Genomic DNA, 17,290 nt, shown 5'->3' on the forward strand with positions numbered 1-17,290 from the left:
TCACCGACAGGATTGGCAACCCTGTTATTATCCACCGCAGGTTTTAACGCCATTTTCCTTCAGCCGATCACGAGCGAATTCATGAGCACTGACAAGACCAATCAGTCCTGGGGCGGCCGCTTCAGTGAGCCCGTCGACGCCTTCGTCGCCCGCTTCACCGCCTCCGTCACTTTCGACCAGCGCCTCTATCGTCACGACATCATGGGCTCCGTAGCCCACGCCACCATGCTGGCCAAGGTCGGCGTACTGACCGATGCCGAACGCGACAGCATCATCGACGGCCTGAAGACCATCCAGAGCGAAATCGAGGCCGGCACCTTCGACTGGCGCATCGACCTTGAAGACGTGCACATGAACATCGAGGCGCGCCTGACCGACCGCATCGGCGTTACCGGCAAGAAGCTGCACACCGGCCGCAGCCGCAACGACCAGGTAGCGACCGATATCCGCCTGTGGCTGCGTGACGAGATCGATCTGATCCTGGGCGAAATCACCCGCCTGCAAAAAGGCCTTCTGGAACAGGCAGAGCGCGAATCCGGCACCATCATGCCCGGCTTCACCCACCTGCAAACTGCACAGCCCGTGACCTTCGGTCATCACATGCTGGCCTGGTTCGAAATGCTCAGCCGCGACTACGAGCGCCTGGTCGATTGCCGCAAGCGCACCAACCGCATGCCGCTCGGCAGCGCCGCACTGGCCGGCACTACCTACCCGATCGACCGCGAGCTGACCGCCCAACTGCTGGGCTTCGACGCTGTTGGCGGCAACTCGCTGGACAACGTCTCGGATCGCGACTTCGCCATCGAGTTCTGCTCCGCTGCGAGCATCGCGATGATGCACCTGTCGCGCTTCTCCGAAGAGCTGGTGCTGTGGACCAGCGCGCAGTTCCAGTTCATCGATCTGCCTGATCGTTTCTGCACCGGCAGCTCAATCATGCCGCAAAAGAAAAACCCCGACGTCCCGGAACTGGTGCGCGGTAAAAGCGGCCGGGTGTTCGGCGCGCTGATGGGCCTGCTGACATTGATGAAGGGCCAACCATTGGCCTACAACAAGGACAACCAGGAAGATAAAGAGCCGCTGTTCGACGCCGCCGACACCTTGCGCGACTCACTGCGGGCCTTTGCCGACATGATCCCGGCGATCAAGCCAAAGCACGCCATCATGCGTGAAGCCGCACTTCGCGGTTTCTCCACGGCTACCGACCTGGCGGATTATCTGGTGCGCCGCGGCCTGCCGTTCCGTGACTGTCACGAAATCGTCGGTCACGCGGTGAAGTACGGCGTGGAAACCGGCAAGGATCTGGCAGAGATGAGCCTGGAAGAACTGCGCAAGTTCAGCGACCAGATCGAACAGGACGTGTTTGCCGTCCTGACCCTGGAAGGCTCGGTGAATGCCCGTAACCACATCGGCGGCACCGCGCCGGCGCAGGTGAAGGCCGCTGTGGTTCGCGGTCAGGCGCTGTTGGCCAGCCGCTAAATCGCTAAAAGCATCGCGGGCAAGCCTTGCTCCTACAGGATTTATGTCATATCGCAAACACGCGAACGACACGAATCCGTAGGAGCAAGGCTTGCCCGCGATTGCGTCCTGAAGAACGCTACAAACTTACTTCTTGGCGCTGATCATCGCCAAAAACCCTGGCATCGCCGCTTCCTTGTCTGCCGCAATGCGCTTTGCATGCGGTGTCTGCTCCAATTGCTCAAGCAACGCCTTGGCGGCTGGCAACTCGGCCAGCAAATCCAGATCGAAGAGCTTTTTACCAACCGCGCAGGCGATGCTGACGCCGTACAGGAAGTACAGGTCCGCCACGCTCAGGGTTGCGCCCGCGACGTACGGCGCGAACTTGCCGTGACGCCCCAGTGACGCAATCCCCAGCAGCAGCTCGGCCCTGGCTTTTTCCTTGATCGCTTCCGGCACCGTCATACCGAAAAAGGCCTCAGGGAAACAGGCGCGAGCCGGTAGTTCGATGTACAACTCGATTTCCTTGGCCAGCGCCAGAACCTGAGCCCGCTCGAACGGTGTTTTGGGCAGCAGCGCAGGACCCGATTGAGTGTCTTCGAGGTACTGAAGAATCACGCTGGTCTCGTTGATGAACCCTTGTTCGACACCCAACACCGGAACCTTGCCGCGCGGGCTGATGGCCAGCGCCTCAGGGCTTTGACCGGCGTAAAACGCGACTTCCTCAAAGGGCAGGCCCTTCTCCAGCAACGCATGCTTGACCATGTTGTAGTAGTTGCTGACGGAAAATCCATAAAGCTTGAGCATCACATAGCCTCCAGGCCGTGCAGGGGGTTGGCAGCCACTGTTATAGAACGTCGGGAGCACTCTCGCCAGCAGCATCACACGGCTGAATGCAGGTAAACTGGCGACCTTTCCTTTTGGAGCCTGCCATGAGCGAGCCTAGCGATATCGACAACGACGAAGAAGAATTCGCCGAAACCACCCTGATCGAAGCCATCGAAAACCAGATCGAAAGCGACAACCCGCCAGCAGCCAAGGCGACGTTCAACAAACTGACCCTGGTCGGTTACGAGCGTGAAGAAATCCTGCAATTGATGGCTCATGTTCTGGCCATTGAAATTGACGCACTCCTCGAAGAAGACCGCGCGTTCAATACCGAGTGGTATGAAGCCGCGCTGCGCGCACTGCCAGAGTTGCCGCCAGAAAAGAACTAAACCCCTATCGCGCGGGCACGGCTCTCATTGTGGCGAGGGAGCTTGCTCCCGCTCGATTGCGCAGCAATCGCAAAACCTCTGGATACAGTGCAACTGGTAAAATGTGGTTGCAGGGTTTAGGGCAGCTTCGCAGCCCAACGGGAGCAAGCTCCCTCGCCACGGGTACTGCGCCTGCAAGCTCGTTCAACTGCCTGCAACGAAAAGCTCTAAGGCAACACTGGACAGCTCGCCCGAGTGCGTTCACCTTAGGGGCGCTGTCGTCTATTCCTAGAAAGTCTGGAGTCCTTATGTCGCTTACCCCTGAGCTGGTTGCCGAACTGGAAATCCTTGCACTCTTCAACCTGGACAGTTCCCAGGAAGGTTTGAAAATTCATCAGACCGCTGCCCCGAAAGCCATTGCCGCCGCACAACGCCTGTTCGACAAAGAGTTGATCACCCAGCCCGATGGCGGTTATCTGACCAGCCTGGGCCGTGACGCCGCACAGAATATTCAGACCGTTCTGACCATTCTGTCTGTCCAAGAAACCGCATAACCGCTGCCGTATCGCCCACGGGAACCCCTGCTACGGGATTTCCGCGGGCAGACTGTCGCTCATCGATAGAAATTTGACGCCAGAAACCAAAATTCAGCTTAAAAGTCCTGAGCATCAGGCTGTAAACTGCCCATCGCCCTGAGACCTTCCCACGTTCGAGCACTGCGAGCCGGTTTGAGCTGACATGACCCGCACCCATGAAATCCGCCCTGATCTGGACGAAGGAATCGATCGCAAGGTTCTCAGCCAGTTGCGTGCGCGCTTTCTGAAGCTCAATGACGGCCGACTGGCCCGAGCCATGGAAGGGTTGTCACCCCGCCAGCAAGGGGTTTTGACCCTGCTGCCGCTGTTCTTCCATGTTAATCACCCGCTGTTGCCAGGTTACGTCTCGGGCAGCACGCCGGCCGGGCTGTCGAATTTCGAACCTGACGCCACGGCGCTCGCCGAAGCGCAACGCCTGACCCGCTCCTTCTCCTACAAGCCCCGCCACGGCAATCCGCCGCGGCCGATTCAGGGTCTGTTCCTGATGGGCAGCCTCGGCACCCTCGCCCAGGCCGATCAAAGTGACATGGACGTGTGGGTTTGCCACGCCCCGGACCTGAGCGAAAGCGAACTCGCCGAACTGCGTAAAAAATGCCAACTGCTCGAAATCTGGGCCGCCAGCCAGGGCGCCGAGGCGCATTTCTTTCTGATCGACCCGCAACGTTTCGTCCGCGGCGAACGCGACACCCAATTGAGCTCCGACGACTGCGGCACCACCCAGCATTACTTGCTGCTCGATGAGTTCTATCGCACCGCCATCTGGCTCGCGGGGCGCACGCCGATCTGGTGGCTGGTGCCGGTGTACGAAGAGACCGGCTACGACCAGTACACCCATACATTGCTGTCCAAACGCTTTATCCGCGCCGATGAAACCCTCGATCTCGGCCACCTGGCGCAGATTCCGCCCGGCGAATTCATCGGCGCCGGGCTCTGGCAGTTGTTCAAAGGTATCGAGTCACCCTACAAATCGGTGCTCAAGCTGCTGCTGACCGAGGTCTACGCCAGCGAACACCCGAACGTCAAATGCCTGAGCCTGCGCTTCAAGCAAGCCGTGTTCGCCAACCGTCTCGATCTGGATGAGCTCGACCCGTACATCGTGGTCTACCGGCGCATTGAGGAATACCTCACGGCCCGAGGCGAGCCGGAACGGCTGGAGCTGGTTCGGCGCGCCTTGTACCTCAAGGTCAACCGCAAGCTGACCGGCAACAGCGGCCAGCGCAACAAAAGCTGGCAGCGCCTGCTGCTGGAGCGGCTGGCTGAGGAATGGGGCTGGGATCAGCGGCAACTGGCAATGCTCGACAGCCGCAGCCAATGGAAGGTCCGTCAGGTCAGCGCCGAACGCCGGGCCCTGGTGAATGAACTCAACTACAGCTACCGCTTCCTGACCCAGTTCGCCCGTACCGAGCAGAGCGTCAGCCTGATCAACAAGCGCGACCTCAATGTACTGGGTCGCAGGCTGTATGCCGCCTTCGAACGCAAGGCCGACAAGATCGAGTTCATCAACCCCGGGATCGCACCGGATCTTGCCGAAGACACACTGACCCTCGTCCAGTCAGCAAACAAGAAAGAGCCTGGGCAGAGCCACTGGGGTTTGTACAACGGCAACCTGGGCAATCTGGAGTGGGAACATTTCGCGCCGATCAAGCGCTGTCGCGAACTGCTGGAACTCCTGACCTGGTGCCACCGTAACGGCGTGATCGACAGCAGCACGCGCCTGGCCTTGCACCCCGGCAGCAGCGACCTGAGCGAGTTCGAGCTGTTCAATCTGCTGGGCAGCCTGCAACAGGCTATCGCGCTGCCCCTGACCAGCGTCAGCGAAGAACAACTGCTGCATGCCAGCGTGCCGAGCGAGGTGTTGATTCTGGTGAACGTGGGTGTCGACCCGCTCAAGCATCACCGCGACCTGAACATCCTGATGACCACCGAGCGCACAGACTCGCTGAGCTACGCCGGGGTGCGCGAAAATCTGGTGCTGACCCTTGATCAGGTCACGCTCAACAGCTGGAACGAAGTGCTGGTCAGCCGCTACGACGGCGCCCACGCCCTGCTCGATTGTCTGCGCGATTACCTGAACAACCTGCCGGGCGGGCCCCAACAACCCCGGTTGCGCGTGCGCTGCTTCTGCCATAACCGTGCGCAGTTCATCGCCCAACGTGTCGAAGAAGTCCTCGATACCGCGCAGAACCTGCTGCTCAGCAAACTCAATCATCGCTACCTGATCCAGGTCCAGCAGCATTACCACGTACTGGAACTGGTGCCCGGCCAGGTCAATCATGTCGCGCTGACCAGCCCGTCGGCACTGCTCGATTACCTGAACCAGGACCTGATCCGCTACAGCCCGCTGCAACTGGACCCGATGGCACTGGTGGACCACGACCTGGCGCTGATCCTGCCGATGGGCCAGCCCGACTGCATTCAGGTGTTTTACCGCATCAACGATGCCCACGCCGAGTTGTACGTGCTGGATGAATTCAATGCCCTGTGGCAACAGCGCCAGCCGTATCACGACGAGCAAAGCCTGCTGGTGCCACTGCAACGTTTCCTGCAATCGATCCTGTTTCGCCGTGACGCACTGTTGCCGATGGACCCCGCCCAACCGGTGACGGTTCTGGAAACCCTGTACTACCAACTGCTGCCATCGGGCACTAATCGTGCACGCCGGGTCGAGCCACGCCCGGCGCCGCAGACACCGGTGAACAAGCCGTTCTACGACGTCCAGGCAATCGTCGGCAAAGCCGTACCGGGGCAAGGCCAGGTCACCTTGTATTGCAATCAGCGAGAGTTTTCCGAGCTGGAGCATGGCGACCAGCTATTTGCCGTGGTCGCGCAGGAGATCGTCGGGCAGCGTCGCGAGGCGCAACACTATCTCTGCTACATCACCGACCTGGACCTGTCCGGCCTGCTCGGTGATGGTCAGGGTTCGAGCAATCTTTACCTGCGCTACAAGGCAGACCTGGAGCGCGCATTGAACAAGGCGCTCGAACAGGCCTGAGGCGTGTCAGAACGCGCAGTCGCCGCCATTCTTGGGTTGCGACTCAACCTCAAGCAGGGTCAGCTTCAAGGTCTTGCCACCCGGTGCCGGCCAGTCGATGTGCTGGCCAACCTTCAAACCGAGCAATGCGCTGCCTACCGGCGCCAGAATGGAAATCCGGCCTTCGTCGGCATTGGCGTCCTGTGGATAAACCAGGGTCAGGTGATAGTCCTTGCCGCTGCTTTCTTCACGGCAATGCACACGCGAGTTCATGGTCACGACATCGGCAGGCACTTCATCGTGACCGACCAGCGTATCGGCGCGATCCAGTTCGGTTTGCAGCGCGATAACACCTGGCAGCGAGTCATCCAGGCTGTCGATCAAACGCTCCAGACGTTGCACGTCCAGGCGGGTAAGGATGATGGAAGGTGCGGTCATGATTAAGGCAGACTCCTTTTTTCTGCACGACAAAAGCAAAACCCCGCCAGAAATAGGCGGGGTTTTCACCGGCCTCGATGAGTTGAGGCGTACCCGGACACTATCACAGCTCAAAAAATATACAAGCCGCCGCCCCCCCAACCAACCAACCAACCAACCACTCAGGCCACCCCCCCCACTCAGGCCGGCCGGTAGGCCGCCGTGCTGTTGCTGCTGATCTTGATCCACCCGCCCCTATCGGGAGGCCGAGTGGAGGTGTTCATCAGGGGGTGGGCGCGCAGCGCCGTACGGCGCAGCCGGACACATCGAGAGGAGGTCGTCGCGCAGCAGACCGTAGGCGATGCCCCCTGATGGACACCGGAGTGAGGGAACGCCGAGCCTAGGCGAGGTGCCGGACGCTTGGGGCGAAGACCTTTGCTTCCTTTGGGGCGTCTGCCAAAGGGAGTCGCCGTCAGGGCGAAACCCTAAGTGGCCGTTACCGCAGCAATGGATATGTACACCTGCTAGAGATCGGCCGGCTGTCAGGCCGCCATCGCGAGCAAGCTCGGCTCCTACGAGTACGAGGACTAGCGCGGGGATAAGTTCTTGCGCTGTTGGGCCTGGGCGCAAATCACCCGGCGGCGATCATCGTCCGCCGAGCGCCATTCGCGGATATCTTCGACGTGGCGAAAGCAACCCAGGCAGACTTTCTGCTCGTCCAGCCGACAGACACTGGTACACGGCGACGGCACCGCCGCACTGACATTGCTGTACAGCGGCTTTGGCGGTCGGACGGGCGCTGCCTCAGTCACCAGATCACAACCCTTCGAAATCAAGCTTGGCGCCGGCCTGCTCGCCGACAATGCGCTCAAGCATCTCGCCGAGCTGCTCTTCGCTCTTGTCACACATCCAGCGTTCGCTTTCTTCGTCATAGTCGAAGTGGAAGCCGCCGGACACGGCCGCCAGCCACAGCTGACGCAGCGGCTCCTGGCGACTGAAGATCAACTGGCTGCCGCTTTCGAACTTGACGGTGAGCACACCGGCCGAGCTTTCCAGATCAACATCCAGGCCACTGTCATCGAAAATATCCTCCAGCGTTTGCTGGGTGGCATCGACCAGATCGTGGAAACGGGCTTCAGTCAAACTCATTGCGGGAACCTCAAAAAGTGTCTACTCACGCTCAAGCGCCGCAAGATACGGCCGAGCCCCAGCGATTGCAAAGGATACCGACCACGCACCAGACAAGAGTAGAAAATATCGACACACCTTGCGCCGCTTGATCGCCTGCCCAGGCAAAGGCCCGCCGGACGGGTGGTCCATCGCATAGGCAAGCTGCCGGGTGGCCGGTATACTCCGGCGCAATTAACGCATTTTCAAGGATTTCGCCATGAAGCGCCTGATCTCTTCCCTTGCTGCGCTCGTCGCGGTTGCCTGCCTTGTCACTGCCTGTGGTCAAAAAGGGCCGCTGTATCTGCCCGATGACAGCAAATCGCCTGAAGAACAGGCGAAGTCGTCGCAGTCCAAAGCGCACCAGCACAGCACCAGTACCAGCACCTACTAAGGGAACATCATGGACGCTTTTAACTACCGTGACGGTGAGCTGTTCGCGGAAGGTGTTGCCCTGTCCGCCATCGCCGAACGCTTTGGCACACCAACCTACGTCTACTCCCGCGCGCACATCGAAGCCCAGTACCTGGCGTTCGCCGACGCGCTGGCCGGTACGCCGCACCTGGTCTGCTTTGCGGTCAAGGCCAACTCCAACCTGGGTGTACTGAATGTCCTGGCGCGTTTGGGCGCCGGTTTCGACATCGTCTCCGGTGGCGAGCTGGAACGTGTTCTGGCCGCCGGTGGCCAGCCCGACAAGATCGTTTTCTCGGGCGTCGGCAAGACCCGTGAAGACATGCGTCGCGCCCTGGAAGTCGGCGTGCACTGCTTCAACGTCGAATCCACCGACGAGCTCGAACGCCTGCAAGTCGTCGCGGCCGAGCTTGGCGTTCGCGCGCCGATCTCGCTGCGGGTCAACCCGGACGTCGATGCCGGCACCCATCCGTACATTTCTACCGGTCTCAAGGAAAACAAGTTCGGCATCGCGATTGCCGACGCCGAAGACGTGTACGTCCGCGCCGCCCAACTGCCTAACCTGGAAGTGGTCGGTGTCGATTGCCACATCGGTTCGCAACTGACCACCCTGCCACCGTTCCTCGATGCCCTCGACCGCCTGCTGGCGCTGATCGATCGCCTGGGCGATTGCGGAATCTACCTGCGCCACATCGACCTCGGTGGTGGTTTGGGCGTGCGTTATCGCGATGAAGAGCCGCCATTGGCTGCCGACTACATCAAAGCCGTACGCGAACGCATTGATGGTCGCGACCTGACATTGGTGTTCGAGCCGGGCCGCTTCATCGTCGCCAACGCCGGCGTGCTGCTGACCGAGGTCGAGTACCTCAAGCACACCGAGCACAAAGACTTCGCCATCGTCGACGCAGCCATGAACGACCTGATCCGCCCGGCGCTGTATCAGGCCTGGATGGACGTCACGGCCGTGCGCCCGCGCGCAACTCCGGCACGCGCCTACGACATCGTCGGGCCGATCTGCGAAACCGGCGACTTCCTCGCCAAGGACCGTCAGCTGGCACTCGAAGAAGGCGACTTGCTGGCCGTGCATTCGGCCGGTGCGTACGGGTTTGTCATGAGCTCCAACTACAACACTCGCGGTCGCGCCGCTGAAGTGCTGGTGGACGGTGATCAGGCAATCGAAGTGCGTCGCCGCGAGACGGTAGCCGAGTTGTTTGCTGGCGAAAGCCTGCTGCCGGAGTAAACCCATGCTGCTGCGTTTTACCAAGATGCATGGCCTGGGCAACGACTTCATGGTCCTCGACCTGGTCAGCCAGCACGCGCACATTCTGCCTAAGCACGCCAAGCAATGGGGCGATCGGCACACCGGTGTCGGTTTCGACCAATTGCTGATCGTCGAAGCGCCGAGCAACCCGGACGTGGATTTCCGTTACCGGATCTTCAACGCCGACGGTTCCGAAGTCGAGCAATGCGGCAACGGTGCACGCTGCTTCGCACGCTTCGTTCTGGACAAGCGCCTGACCGCCAAGCGGCAGATTCGCGTCGAGACCAAAAGCGGCATTATCGAACTGGATATCCGCAACGACGGCCAGATCAGCGTCAACATGGGTGCACCGCGCCTGGTGCCGGCAGACATTCCGTTCCAGGCGCCCGCTCAGGCCTTGAGTTATCAGGTCGAGGTCGATGGCCAGACTATCGAACTGGCCGCGGTCTCCATGGGCAATCCCCACGCCGTCGTGCGGGTCAGCGACATCAACAACGCGCCGGTGCATGAGCTGGGACCGAAGATCGAAAACCACCCGCGCTTCCCGGCGCGGGTCAATGTCGGTTTTCTCCAGGTCATCGACCGGAGCCGAGCGCAGTTGCGCGTCTGGGAGCGCGGCACCGGGGAAACCCAGGCCTGCGGGACCGGGGCCTGCGCTGCCGCAGTGGCCGCGATCAGCCAGGGGTGGATGGATTCGCCGCTATTGATCGACCTGCCTGGCGGGCGCTTGTCCATTGAATGGGCAGGTCCTGGCCAACCGGTGATGATGACCGGCCCGGCAGTACGCGTATACGAAGGACAAGTGCGTCTTTGAGTGAGCGAAATACATGACTGATCAGCCTCAGGTTCCAGCCCCACAGCCCGACGAATCCCCTTCCGAAAGCCTGGAGGCGGCGGCGATTGCCGCGTACCTGGAGGCTCATCCGGATTTCTTCGTCGAGCACGAAGAACTGCTCCCGGCGCTGCGCATTCCGCACCAGCGCGGCGACACCATCTCGTTGGTCGAACGCCAGATGAAAATTCTGCGCGAACGCAACATCGAGATGCGCCATCGCCTCTCGCAACTGATGGACGTCGCCCGCGACAACGACCGGCTGTTCGACAAAACCCGCCGACTGACGCTCGCCTTGATGGACGCCAGCAGTCTGGACGACGTGGTCATCAGCGTCGAAGACAGCCTGCGCCAGGATTTCCAGGTGCCCTTTGTCAGCCTGATCCTGTTCAGCGACGAGCCCTTGCCGGTCGGCCGCTGGGTGACCAGTGCCGACGCGCAAAAGGCCATCGGCGGCTTGTTGTCGGAAGGCAAAAGCGTCAGCGGCAGCCTGCGCGAACACGAGCTGGACTTCCTGTTTGGCGAAGAACAGCGCAAGCAGATCGGTTCGACGGCGGTAGTCACCATCAGCCATCAAGGCCTGCACGGTGTCCTGGCGATCGCCAGTCGCGATCCGCAGCACTACAAAAGCTCGGTGGGCACGTTGTTCTTAAGCTACATCGCTGAAGTCATGGGCCGCGTACTGCCTCGAGTCAACACTTCCCTACGCTCGGTACGCTGACCATGGAACGACAACTGGACGCCTACTGCGAGCACCTGCGCAGTGAGCGTCAGGTGTCGTCTCACACGCTGGAAGCCTATCGGCGCGACCTGAACAAGGTCCTGGCGCACTGCAAAAAACAGAACATCGGCAGCTGGACCGCGCTGGACATCCAGCGCCTGCGCAGCCTGATCGCTCGCCTGCACTCGCAAGGACAATCCTCGCGCAGCCTGGCGCGGCTGCTGTCGGCGGTACGCGGGCTCTATCACTACCTGAACCGCGAAGGCCTCTGCGACCACGACCCGGCCAACGGCCTGGCGCCCCCCAAGGGCGAGCGCCGCCTGCCGAAAACCCTCGACACCGACCGGGCGCTGCAACTGCTCGATGGCGCCGTGGAAGACGACTTCATGGCGCGCCGCGACCAGGCGATTCTCGAGCTGTTTTACTCGTCCGGTTTACGCCTGTCGGAGCTGACCGGGCTCAACCTTGAACAGCTCGACCTGGCGGACGGCCTGGTGCAAGTACTCGGCAAGGGCAGCAAGACCCGAGTGCTACCCGTCGGCAAGAAGGCCCGCGAAGCCCTGGAACTGTGGTTGCCGCTGCGCGCCATGGCGAACCCGGTGGACGATGCGGTATTCGTCAGCCAGAAAGGCCGGCGCCTCGGCTCACGGGCGGTTCAGGCGCGGGTCAAAGCCGTCGGCGAGCGCGAACTGGGGCAAAACCTGCACCCGCACATGTTGCGACATTCCTTCGCCAGCCACTTGCTGGAGTCCTCGCAAGACTTGCGTGCGGTACAGGAATTACTCGGCCACGCGGACATCAAAACCACGCAGATCTACACCCACCTGGACTTCCAGCACCTGGCCTCGGTCTACGACAGCGCCCATCCACGGGCCAAACGCATCAAAGGCGATGAGCAATGACAATCCAACTGATCACCTTCGACCTCGACGACACCCTGTGGGACACCGCCCCGGTGATCGACAGCGCTGAAGCAGTGCTGCGCCAGTGGTTGGCCGAGCACACACCGAACCTCGGTGCCTTGCCGGTCGATCATTTGTGGGCGATTCGTGAGCGGGTATTGAGCCACGAACCAAGCCTCAAGCACCGCATCAGCGCCCTGCGCCGCCGGGTGCTGTTTCACGCACTGGAAGAAGCCGGTTACGCCCATGAACAAGCCTGCGAGCTGGCCGATCAGGGCTTTGAAGTGTTTTTGCACGCACGACATCAGCTGGAAATCTTCCCCGAGGTGCAACCGACACTGGAGATTCTGGCCAATCACTACGCCTTGGGCGTGGTCACCAACGGCAATGCGGATGTGCGCCGCCTAGGGCTGGCGGATTACTTCAAGTTCATCTTGTGCGCAGAGGATATCGGCATCGCCAAACCTGATGCCCGGCTGTTCCACGAAGCCTTGAAACGCGGCGATGTAACAGCTGAGGCCGCCGTGCATATCGGCGATCATCCCGGCGATGACATTGCCGGCGCTCAGCAGGCAGGGTTGCGGGCGATCTGGTTCAACCCGACCGGTAAAGCCTGGGAAGCCGACAAGGTGCCCGATGCCGAGATTCGCAGCTTGACCGAGTTGCCAGCGTTGTTGGCGCGGTGGAACTCGATTTCGTAGCGTCCTCAAGATAGTCATCGCGGGCAAACCTTGCTCCTACGGGATTGTCGTCACCTGCTCGAACGACGCAAGTCTGTAGGAGCAAGGCTTGCCCGCGATGCTTTTAGGTCTCTATTGTTTCACCCATGAAAAAGCCCGCAGCGACGGCGGGCTTTTTCAGCAAGCACGTAGCAGGCGCTTAGATAGGCCGGCTGCCGTACTTGTTATCAGGCTTCTTTGGCGGGTCCGCCACCACGTTGGCCTCGACTTCCTGAACCTTGCCACCTTTGGCAAGGAACTCTTCCATCGCGCGCGCCAGAGCATCACGCTCTTTGTTCTTGGCCTCGACACTCGGCAGCTCGTCTACCGACACCGCAGCCTTGGCCTTGCCTTTGGCGGTCGGGACCGGCGTGTCATCACCGCCATCGTCGTCAGCAACGTCTTCCGCCGCTGCTTCCAGGCCTTCTTCGGTCTCGTCTTCGTCGCCTACTTCGAGGTCGTCGTTTTCCAGATCATCGTCGCTCATGTTCTACCTCATGACTTGCGAAAAGCAGATTAGTTATAGCCCAGCTTTGTCGTCTGTCGACGACCGCCGGAAAAAAATCAACATCCACTGGTAACCAGCGGTTTATGCCTCTTCACCGTGCACGGTGGCGAGGACTTTGCGAGCACCGCCATGATCACGGTGCTCACCCAGATAAACACCTTGCCAGCTACCTAACGCCAATCGGCCCGCCCTTATCGGCAGACTCAACTGACAGCCTAGCAAACTGGCCTTGAAGTGCGCCGGGAGGTCGTCCAGGCCTTCGTCGTTATGCTCATAGCCAGCTGTTCCTTGTGGGACCAGCCGATTGAAAAACCGTTCGAAGTCGCGACGTACTGCCGGATCGGCGTTCTCGTTGATGGTCAACGACGCCGAGGTGTGCTGCAGCCACAAATGCAACAGACCGACCCGACATGCCTGGAGTTCAGGCAGGCCGGCGAGTAACTCGTCCGTTACCAGATGAAAGCCCCGGGGCCGTGCCCGCAGGGTTATCAGAGTCTGTTGCCACATACAGTTCTCCGCACGTTCGGGGCGCATTCTAGCGCGCTCTGGGAAAAAACAAAGGCCCTAATATTCCTTCAATCATGTAAGCCATTGGCCGCGGAAAAACACTCGTCACAAACACCACTAAACGTGTGCGAAAAAACCTTTCAGCCGTACTTTCAGAGAAAAAATCCAGACAAAAAAATGCCCGGCAAGCCGGGCAAATTTTTATGCGCTTGCTTACATGTTGTAGCCGCGCTCGTTGTGAAGCGCCAGATCGATGCCCACCGACTCTTCTTCCTCGGTAATGCGCAGCCCCATGACGGCGTCGAGCACCTTGAGGATGATGAACGTGGCGATCGCGGTGTAGATCACCGTGAAACCCACGCCTTTGCACTGAATCCAGACTTGTGCCGCGATGTCGGTCACGGTGCCGAAGCCACCCAGTGACGGAGCCGCGAATACACCCGTGAGGATCGCGCCGAGGATACCGCCGATGCCGTGCACGCCGAAGGCGTCGAGGGAGTCGTCGTAACCCAGTTTGCGTTTCAGGGTCGTGGCGCAGAAGAAGCACACCACGCCCGCTGCCAGACCGATGATCATCGAGCCCATCGGGCCAACGGTACCCGCAGCCGGAGTGATCGCAACCAGACCGGCAACCACGCCCGAAGCGATACCCAGCGCGCTAGGTTTGCCGTGGGTCAGCCACTCGGCGAACATCCAGCCCAGGGCCGCTGCGGCGGTAGCAATCTGAGTTACCAGCATGGCCATACCGGCAGTGCCATTGGCCGCTGCGGCGGAACCTGCGTTGAAACCGAACCAGCCCACCCACAACATCGCGGCGCCCATCAGGGTGTAACCGAGGTTGTGCGGAGCCATCGGAGTGGTCGGGAAGCCTTTGCGCTTACCCAGTACCAGGCACGCCACCAGACCTGCAACACCGGCGTTGATGTGGACCACGGTGCCGCCCGCGAAGTCGAGCACGCCCCAGTCGCCCAACAGCGAGCCCGGACCGCTCCAGACCATGTGCGCAATCGGCGCGTAAACCACGGTGAACCAGATGCCCATGAACACCAGCATCGCGGAGAACTTCATCCGCTCGGCGAATGCACCGACGATCAGCGCCGGGGTGATGATGGCGAAGGTCATCTGATAGGTGACAAACACCGCCTCGGGGAACAGCGCTGTAGGACCAGTAATACTGGCGGGCGTGATGCCGGCAAGGAAAGCCTTGGCGAAGCTGCCGACAAAGGAATTGAGGTTGACGACGTTGGCTTCCATACCCGTGGTGTCAAACGCCATGCTATAGCCATAGAGGAACCACAGGATGGTGACCAGGCCGGTAATGGCGAAGCACTGCATCATCAATGAGAGAACGTTTTTGGAACGAACCATGCCGCCGTAGAACAGCGCGAGGCCTGGAATGGTCATGAACAGCACGAGGGCAGTAGAGGTCAACATCCAGGCGGTATCGCCGGAATTGAGGACTGGAGGAGCCACCGGATCTGCCGCCATGGCCAGGCCGGGCATTACGATGGACAACAGGGCTCCTAGCCCTGCGAATTTACGCAGAGTCATTTTGTTTTCTCCTGGGGCGTTGGGTTTGGCGGCTTAGATTGCGTCGGTATCGGTTTCGCCGGTACGGATGCGAATAGCCTGTTCCAGATTGACCACGAAAATCTTGCCGTCACCAATCTTGCCGGTGTTGGCCGCCTTGGTTATCGCCTCGATAACCCGGTCCAGATCCTTGTCGTCAATGGCGACATCGATCTTCACCTTGGGCAGGAAATCGACCACGTATTCCGCCCCGCGATACAGCTCGGTATGCCCCTTCTGCCGACCGAAGCCTTTGACCTCAGTGACGGTAATGCCCTGCACGCCGATCTCGGACAACGACTCGCGTACATCGTCCAGTTTGAACGGCTTGATGATGGCAGTGACTAGCTTCATGAAAACTCTCTCCCGAATTGGTGGACTTGCCCCAGGAAAACAAACCCGACTCAAGTCTAAGCGCAGTGCCTGGCTTTGTAACGCATCGTCGGCCCTACTCGCCCGACCGACGCCAGTTAACCGTTCCTGACGAAACTCCCCGCTCCGCCTGTCGCACTGCATTCGTCACAGCGACTGCATCAGTGCATGGGTCACAAGGGACTAAGCAGAAAGCTTGCCATCTCGTGAAAACCTACTGATTTCAATCCCTTGGCCGCTGCCACAGGCACCAATGCCCCATCACCGCCGGCGATACGCACAACAACAGTGCGCGAACGCCCGGCAACATGCGCGAAAAGCGTGCATTCGTGCCCGCGCCAATGACTATAGACACTGCGTGATACACTGCCGGCCATTGTTTCCAGGACGTTTCTCATGCTCGCACCCAAAGACTTCCTCGATGCCCTGAGCGGCACCGCCTCCCGCCTGTTCAGCGGCGAAACCCCGCTGCCAAAAAGCGAAATCGAAAGCCAGTTCAAAGCCCTGCTGCAAAGCGGCTTCAGCAAGCTTGATCTAGTGAGCCGGGAAGAATTCGACAGTCAGATGGTCGTCCTGGCACGCACCCGGGCACGCCTTGAGAGCCTTGAGGCAAAAGTCGCCGAGCTGGAAGCCAAGCTGAATCCACCGACTGAATGACCCCACAAATCCCCTGTGGGTGCGTGGCTTGCCCGCGATAAGGTCGGAACGACCTTCCAGCAATTAGGATTCAGCTCTACTTCCAGGCTGAGTCCTACAAAAACACCACCGCTTTCCGATTGCGCCGCACAGCCCCGGTTTCTAAGCTCACCTCAGCTGAATATTCAGCACTGGGTTTGGCGACCTGGAAAGCTCAAGGTGCACGACGACCATCCGATGGCGGGCTCTTTTTGTCCGTCGACTCGAGTCATGGCGGCTGTGCGTGGGAGATCTTCGGGTCTGCCGGGTTCCTTTTGCTCCGGTTCGCCAACCCGCGTACAGCTGCCACCTAATCGTTTGGCGACGATTACTGGCAGCCCCTTAAGCAAAAGGAGCTGCATCGATGAATAGCAATGACGCCTACCTGATCCCTCACGTCTTCACCCGCCACAAACTCCACCTCCACGCCCTGCTGCTGGAAAACCAGCCTTGGTTCAGTGCCCGCGACCTCGGTCGATTGCTTCGGCTGTTCCTCGACGAACGCGCGCTACGCAAACTCGACCCCGATCAATACCAAACCGTGACAATGCACATCCACGGCTGCATCGAGCATACGCTGCTGATCAGCGAATCAGGCGTTTACGCGCTGCTGGTTTATCACTACTGCCCCGAATACCGGGGCCTGCGCGAATGGCTGACCCACGACGTGGTTCCAGCCCTTAGAGACGCCCAGCAACCCACCACAGCCGAACGTCCGATACTAAGCCTGCTGAACTGGCCGGAAATGTCGCTAAGTTTGCTGCACTGGAACAACCAGCCGTGGATCCGGTTGCAGGATGTTCCACACTTGTTGCCGGAGGGGGAGCAACCACGACATACAGTCAATGCACCGTGGTGGAAGCGGGCTTCACGAGTGCTTCAGTCGCTTTAATGAACATCTGGGTGGCTCGCCGCCTAAATGGCTAATGCCAGTCAGTTACGAGATTCAGGGCGCGGCGTAAGACCTGTAGCAGCTGCCGAAGGCTGCGTTCGAGTGTGCAGCACTCGTAG

General features: G+C 60.2%; 20 protein-coding genes. 12 read left to right on the top strand and 8 right to left on the bottom strand.

The features are described from left to right. The first annotated feature begins 81 nt into the window (after positions 1-81). On the top strand, positions 82-1,476 hold the full coding sequence (gene argH, locus AO353_RS09000) for an argininosuccinate lyase (protein WP_054594610.1): 1,395 nt from the start codon (positions 82-84) through the stop codon (positions 1,474-1,476). 126 nt (positions 1,477-1,602) lie between these two features. On the opposite strand, the gene AO353_RS09005 is transcribed toward argH, so the two are convergent. Beyond that, positions 1,603-2,262 carry a glutathione S-transferase family protein gene (locus AO353_RS09005; RefSeq protein WP_054594611.1) on the bottom strand — a complete coding sequence of 220 codons (660 nt, stop codon included), beginning with the start codon at positions 2,260-2,262 and terminating at the stop codon, positions 1,603-1,605. Positions 2,263-2,387: 125 nt separating this feature from the next. On the opposite strand from AO353_RS09005, the gene AO353_RS09010 reads away from it, so the two are divergent. The 3 genes from AO353_RS09010 (at position 2,388) to AO353_RS09020 (ending at position 6,239) form a co-directional block, all read left to right on the top strand. Continuing rightward, entirely contained in the window at positions 2,388-2,672 is a 285-nt protein-coding gene (locus AO353_RS09010) for a hypothetical protein (RefSeq protein WP_054594612.1), read from the top strand. Positions 2,673-2,959: 287 nt separating this feature from the next. After that, positions 2,960-3,205 carry a TIGR02647 family protein gene (locus AO353_RS09015; protein WP_019694230.1) on the top strand — a complete coding sequence of 82 codons (246 nt, stop codon included), beginning with the start codon at positions 2,960-2,962 and terminating at the stop codon, positions 3,203-3,205. A 184-nt stretch (positions 3,206-3,389) separates the two neighbouring features. Then, the gene (locus AO353_RS09020) at positions 3,390-6,239 is read left to right on the top strand and encodes a class I adenylate cyclase (RefSeq protein WP_054594613.1); all 2,850 of its coding nucleotides are present in this window, start codon (positions 3,390-3,392) and stop codon (positions 6,237-6,239) included. A 6-nt stretch (positions 6,240-6,245) separates the two neighbouring features. Here the strand turns inward: AO353_RS09020 and rnk are convergent, their stop codons facing one another. The 3 genes from rnk to cyaY all read right to left on the bottom strand — a co-directional run bounded on the left by rnk (position 6,246) and on the right by cyaY (position 7,784). Beyond that, positions 6,246-6,656: a nucleoside diphosphate kinase regulator gene (gene rnk, locus AO353_RS09025; protein ID WP_054594614.1), complete on the bottom strand. Its 411-nt coding sequence runs from the start codon at positions 6,654-6,656 to the stop codon at positions 6,246-6,248. Positions 6,657-7,222: 566 nt separating this feature from the next. After that, positions 7,223-7,447 carry a DUF1289 domain-containing protein gene (locus tag AO353_RS29600; protein ID WP_081013857.1) on the bottom strand — a complete coding sequence of 75 codons (225 nt, stop codon included), beginning with the start codon at positions 7,445-7,447 and terminating at the stop codon, positions 7,223-7,225. 4 nt (positions 7,448-7,451) lie between these two features. After that, positions 7,452-7,784: an iron donor protein CyaY gene (gene cyaY, locus AO353_RS09030; protein ID WP_054594615.1), complete on the bottom strand. Its 333-nt coding sequence runs from the start codon at positions 7,782-7,784 to the stop codon at positions 7,452-7,454. A gap of 238 nt (positions 7,785-8,022) precedes the next feature. On the opposite strand from cyaY, the gene lptM reads away from it, so the two are divergent. The 6 genes from lptM to AO353_RS09055 are packed head-to-tail and all read left to right on the top strand — an operon-like array spanning position 8,023 to position 12,630. Further along, positions 8,023-8,196 (top strand): LPS translocon maturation chaperone LptM, encoded by a 174-nt coding sequence (lptM, locus tag AO353_RS29610; RefSeq protein ID WP_019694236.1) that lies wholly within the window; start codon positions 8,023-8,025, stop codon positions 8,194-8,196. 9 nt (positions 8,197-8,205) lie between these two features. Continuing rightward, entirely contained in the window at positions 8,206-9,453 is a 1,248-nt protein-coding gene (gene lysA, locus AO353_RS09035) for a diaminopimelate decarboxylase (protein ID WP_054594616.1), read from the top strand. 4 nt (positions 9,454-9,457) lie between these two features. Continuing rightward, positions 9,458-10,288: a diaminopimelate epimerase gene (gene dapF, locus AO353_RS09040; protein ID WP_054594617.1), complete on the top strand. Its 831-nt coding sequence runs from the start codon at positions 9,458-9,460 to the stop codon at positions 10,286-10,288. Between the two features lie 13 nt (positions 10,289-10,301). Beyond that, positions 10,302-11,027, top strand: a complete 726-nt coding sequence (locus AO353_RS09045; protein ID WP_054594618.1) for a DUF484 family protein — start codon at positions 10,302-10,304, stop codon at positions 11,025-11,027. A gap of 2 nt (positions 11,028-11,029) precedes the next feature. Further along, a complete protein-coding gene (gene xerC / locus AO353_RS09050; RefSeq protein WP_054594619.1) occupies positions 11,030-11,929 on the top strand; it encodes a tyrosine recombinase XerC in 900 nt (299 codons plus the stop codon). Beyond that, positions 11,926-12,630, top strand: coding sequence for an HAD family hydrolase (locus AO353_RS09055; protein ID WP_054594620.1), 705 nt, complete (start codon positions 11,926-11,928; stop codon positions 12,628-12,630). Before xerC ends, AO353_RS09055 begins: the two co-directional genes overlap by 4 nt. A gap of 178 nt (positions 12,631-12,808) precedes the next feature. Here the strand turns inward: AO353_RS09055 and sutA are convergent, their stop codons facing one another. From sutA to glnK, 4 genes are all read right to left on the bottom strand, one after another. Further along, on the bottom strand, positions 12,809-13,135 hold the full coding sequence (sutA, locus tag AO353_RS09060; RefSeq protein ID WP_019694242.1) for a transcriptional regulator SutA: 327 nt from the start codon (positions 13,133-13,135) through the stop codon (positions 12,809-12,811). A gap of 102 nt (positions 13,136-13,237) precedes the next feature. After that, positions 13,238-13,663, bottom strand: a complete 426-nt coding sequence (locus tag AO353_RS09065) for a secondary thiamine-phosphate synthase enzyme YjbQ (RefSeq protein WP_054594621.1) — start codon at positions 13,661-13,663, stop codon at positions 13,238-13,240. 213 nt (positions 13,664-13,876) lie between these two features. After that, positions 13,877-15,214 (bottom strand): ammonium transporter, encoded by a 1,338-nt coding sequence (locus AO353_RS09070; RefSeq protein ID WP_054594622.1) that lies wholly within the window; start codon positions 15,212-15,214, stop codon positions 13,877-13,879. Between the two features lie 33 nt (positions 15,215-15,247). Further along, positions 15,248-15,586 carry a P-II family nitrogen regulator gene (glnK, locus tag AO353_RS09075; RefSeq protein WP_002555808.1) on the bottom strand — a complete coding sequence of 113 codons (339 nt, stop codon included), beginning with the start codon at positions 15,584-15,586 and terminating at the stop codon, positions 15,248-15,250. A gap of 414 nt (positions 15,587-16,000) precedes the next feature. Here glnK and AO353_RS09080 point away from each other — a divergent pair, with 414 nt between their 5' ends. Both AO353_RS09080 and AO353_RS09085 read left to right on the top strand, forming a co-directional pair. Further along, entirely contained in the window at positions 16,001-16,261 is a 261-nt protein-coding gene (locus tag AO353_RS09080) for an accessory factor UbiK family protein (RefSeq protein ID WP_054048512.1), read from the top strand. 382 nt (positions 16,262-16,643) lie between these two features. Continuing rightward, positions 16,644-17,171 carry a Bro-N domain-containing protein gene (locus AO353_RS09085; RefSeq protein ID WP_054594623.1) on the top strand — a complete coding sequence of 176 codons (528 nt, stop codon included), beginning with the start codon at positions 16,644-16,646 and terminating at the stop codon, positions 17,169-17,171. Positions 17,172-17,290 lie beyond the last annotated feature (119 nt).

The sequence above is a fragment of the Pseudomonas fluorescens genome (assembly GCF_001307155.1).
Taxonomy (GTDB): Bacteria; Pseudomonadota; Gammaproteobacteria; order Pseudomonadales; family Pseudomonadaceae; genus Aquipseudomonas; species Aquipseudomonas helvetica.

What these genes read in the sequence shown, in the direction of transcription:
- argH (WP_054594610.1), top strand. Translation starts at nt 82, where the DNA reads ATGAGCACTGACAAGACCAATCAGTCCTGGGGCGGCCGCTTCAGTGAG.
- AO353_RS09005 (WP_054594611.1), bottom strand. Translation starts at nt 2,262, where the DNA reads ATGCTCAAGCTTTATGGATTTTCCGTCAGCAACTACTACAACATGGTC.
- AO353_RS09010 (WP_054594612.1), top strand. Translation starts at nt 2,388, where the DNA reads ATGAGCGAGCCTAGCGATATCGACAACGACGAAGAAGAATTCGCCGAA.
- AO353_RS09015 (WP_019694230.1), top strand. Translation starts at nt 2,960, where the DNA reads ATGTCGCTTACCCCTGAGCTGGTTGCCGAACTGGAAATCCTTGCACTC.
- AO353_RS09020 (WP_054594613.1), top strand. Translation starts at nt 3,390, where the DNA reads ATGACCCGCACCCATGAAATCCGCCCTGATCTGGACGAAGGAATCGAT.
- rnk (WP_054594614.1), bottom strand. Translation starts at nt 6,656, where the DNA reads ATGACCGCACCTTCCATCATCCTTACCCGCCTGGACGTGCAACGTCTG.
- cyaY (WP_054594615.1), bottom strand. Translation starts at nt 7,784, where the DNA reads ATGAGTTTGACTGAAGCCCGTTTCCACGATCTGGTCGATGCCACCCAG.
- lptM (WP_019694236.1), top strand. Translation starts at nt 8,023, where the DNA reads ATGAAGCGCCTGATCTCTTCCCTTGCTGCGCTCGTCGCGGTTGCCTGC.
- lysA (WP_054594616.1), top strand. Translation starts at nt 8,206, where the DNA reads ATGGACGCTTTTAACTACCGTGACGGTGAGCTGTTCGCGGAAGGTGTT.
- dapF (WP_054594617.1), top strand. Translation starts at nt 9,458, where the DNA reads ATGCTGCTGCGTTTTACCAAGATGCATGGCCTGGGCAACGACTTCATG.
- AO353_RS09045 (WP_054594618.1), top strand. Translation starts at nt 10,302, where the DNA reads ATGACTGATCAGCCTCAGGTTCCAGCCCCACAGCCCGACGAATCCCCT.
- xerC (WP_054594619.1), top strand. Translation starts at nt 11,030, where the DNA reads ATGGAACGACAACTGGACGCCTACTGCGAGCACCTGCGCAGTGAGCGT.
- AO353_RS09055 (WP_054594620.1), top strand. Translation starts at nt 11,926, where the DNA reads ATGACAATCCAACTGATCACCTTCGACCTCGACGACACCCTGTGGGAC.
- sutA (WP_019694242.1), bottom strand. Translation starts at nt 13,135, where the DNA reads ATGAGCGACGATGATCTGGAAAACGACGACCTCGAAGTAGGCGACGAA.
- AO353_RS09065 (WP_054594621.1), bottom strand. Translation starts at nt 13,663, where the DNA reads ATGTGGCAACAGACTCTGATAACCCTGCGGGCACGGCCCCGGGGCTTT.
- AO353_RS09070 (WP_054594622.1), bottom strand. Translation starts at nt 15,214, where the DNA reads ATGACTCTGCGTAAATTCGCAGGGCTAGGAGCCCTGTTGTCCATCGTA.
- glnK (WP_002555808.1), bottom strand. Translation starts at nt 15,586, where the DNA reads ATGAAGCTAGTCACTGCCATCATCAAGCCGTTCAAACTGGACGATGTA.
- AO353_RS09080 (WP_054048512.1), top strand. Translation starts at nt 16,001, where the DNA reads ATGCTCGCACCCAAAGACTTCCTCGATGCCCTGAGCGGCACCGCCTCC.
- AO353_RS09085 (WP_054594623.1), top strand. Translation starts at nt 16,644, where the DNA reads ATGAATAGCAATGACGCCTACCTGATCCCTCACGTCTTCACCCGCCAC.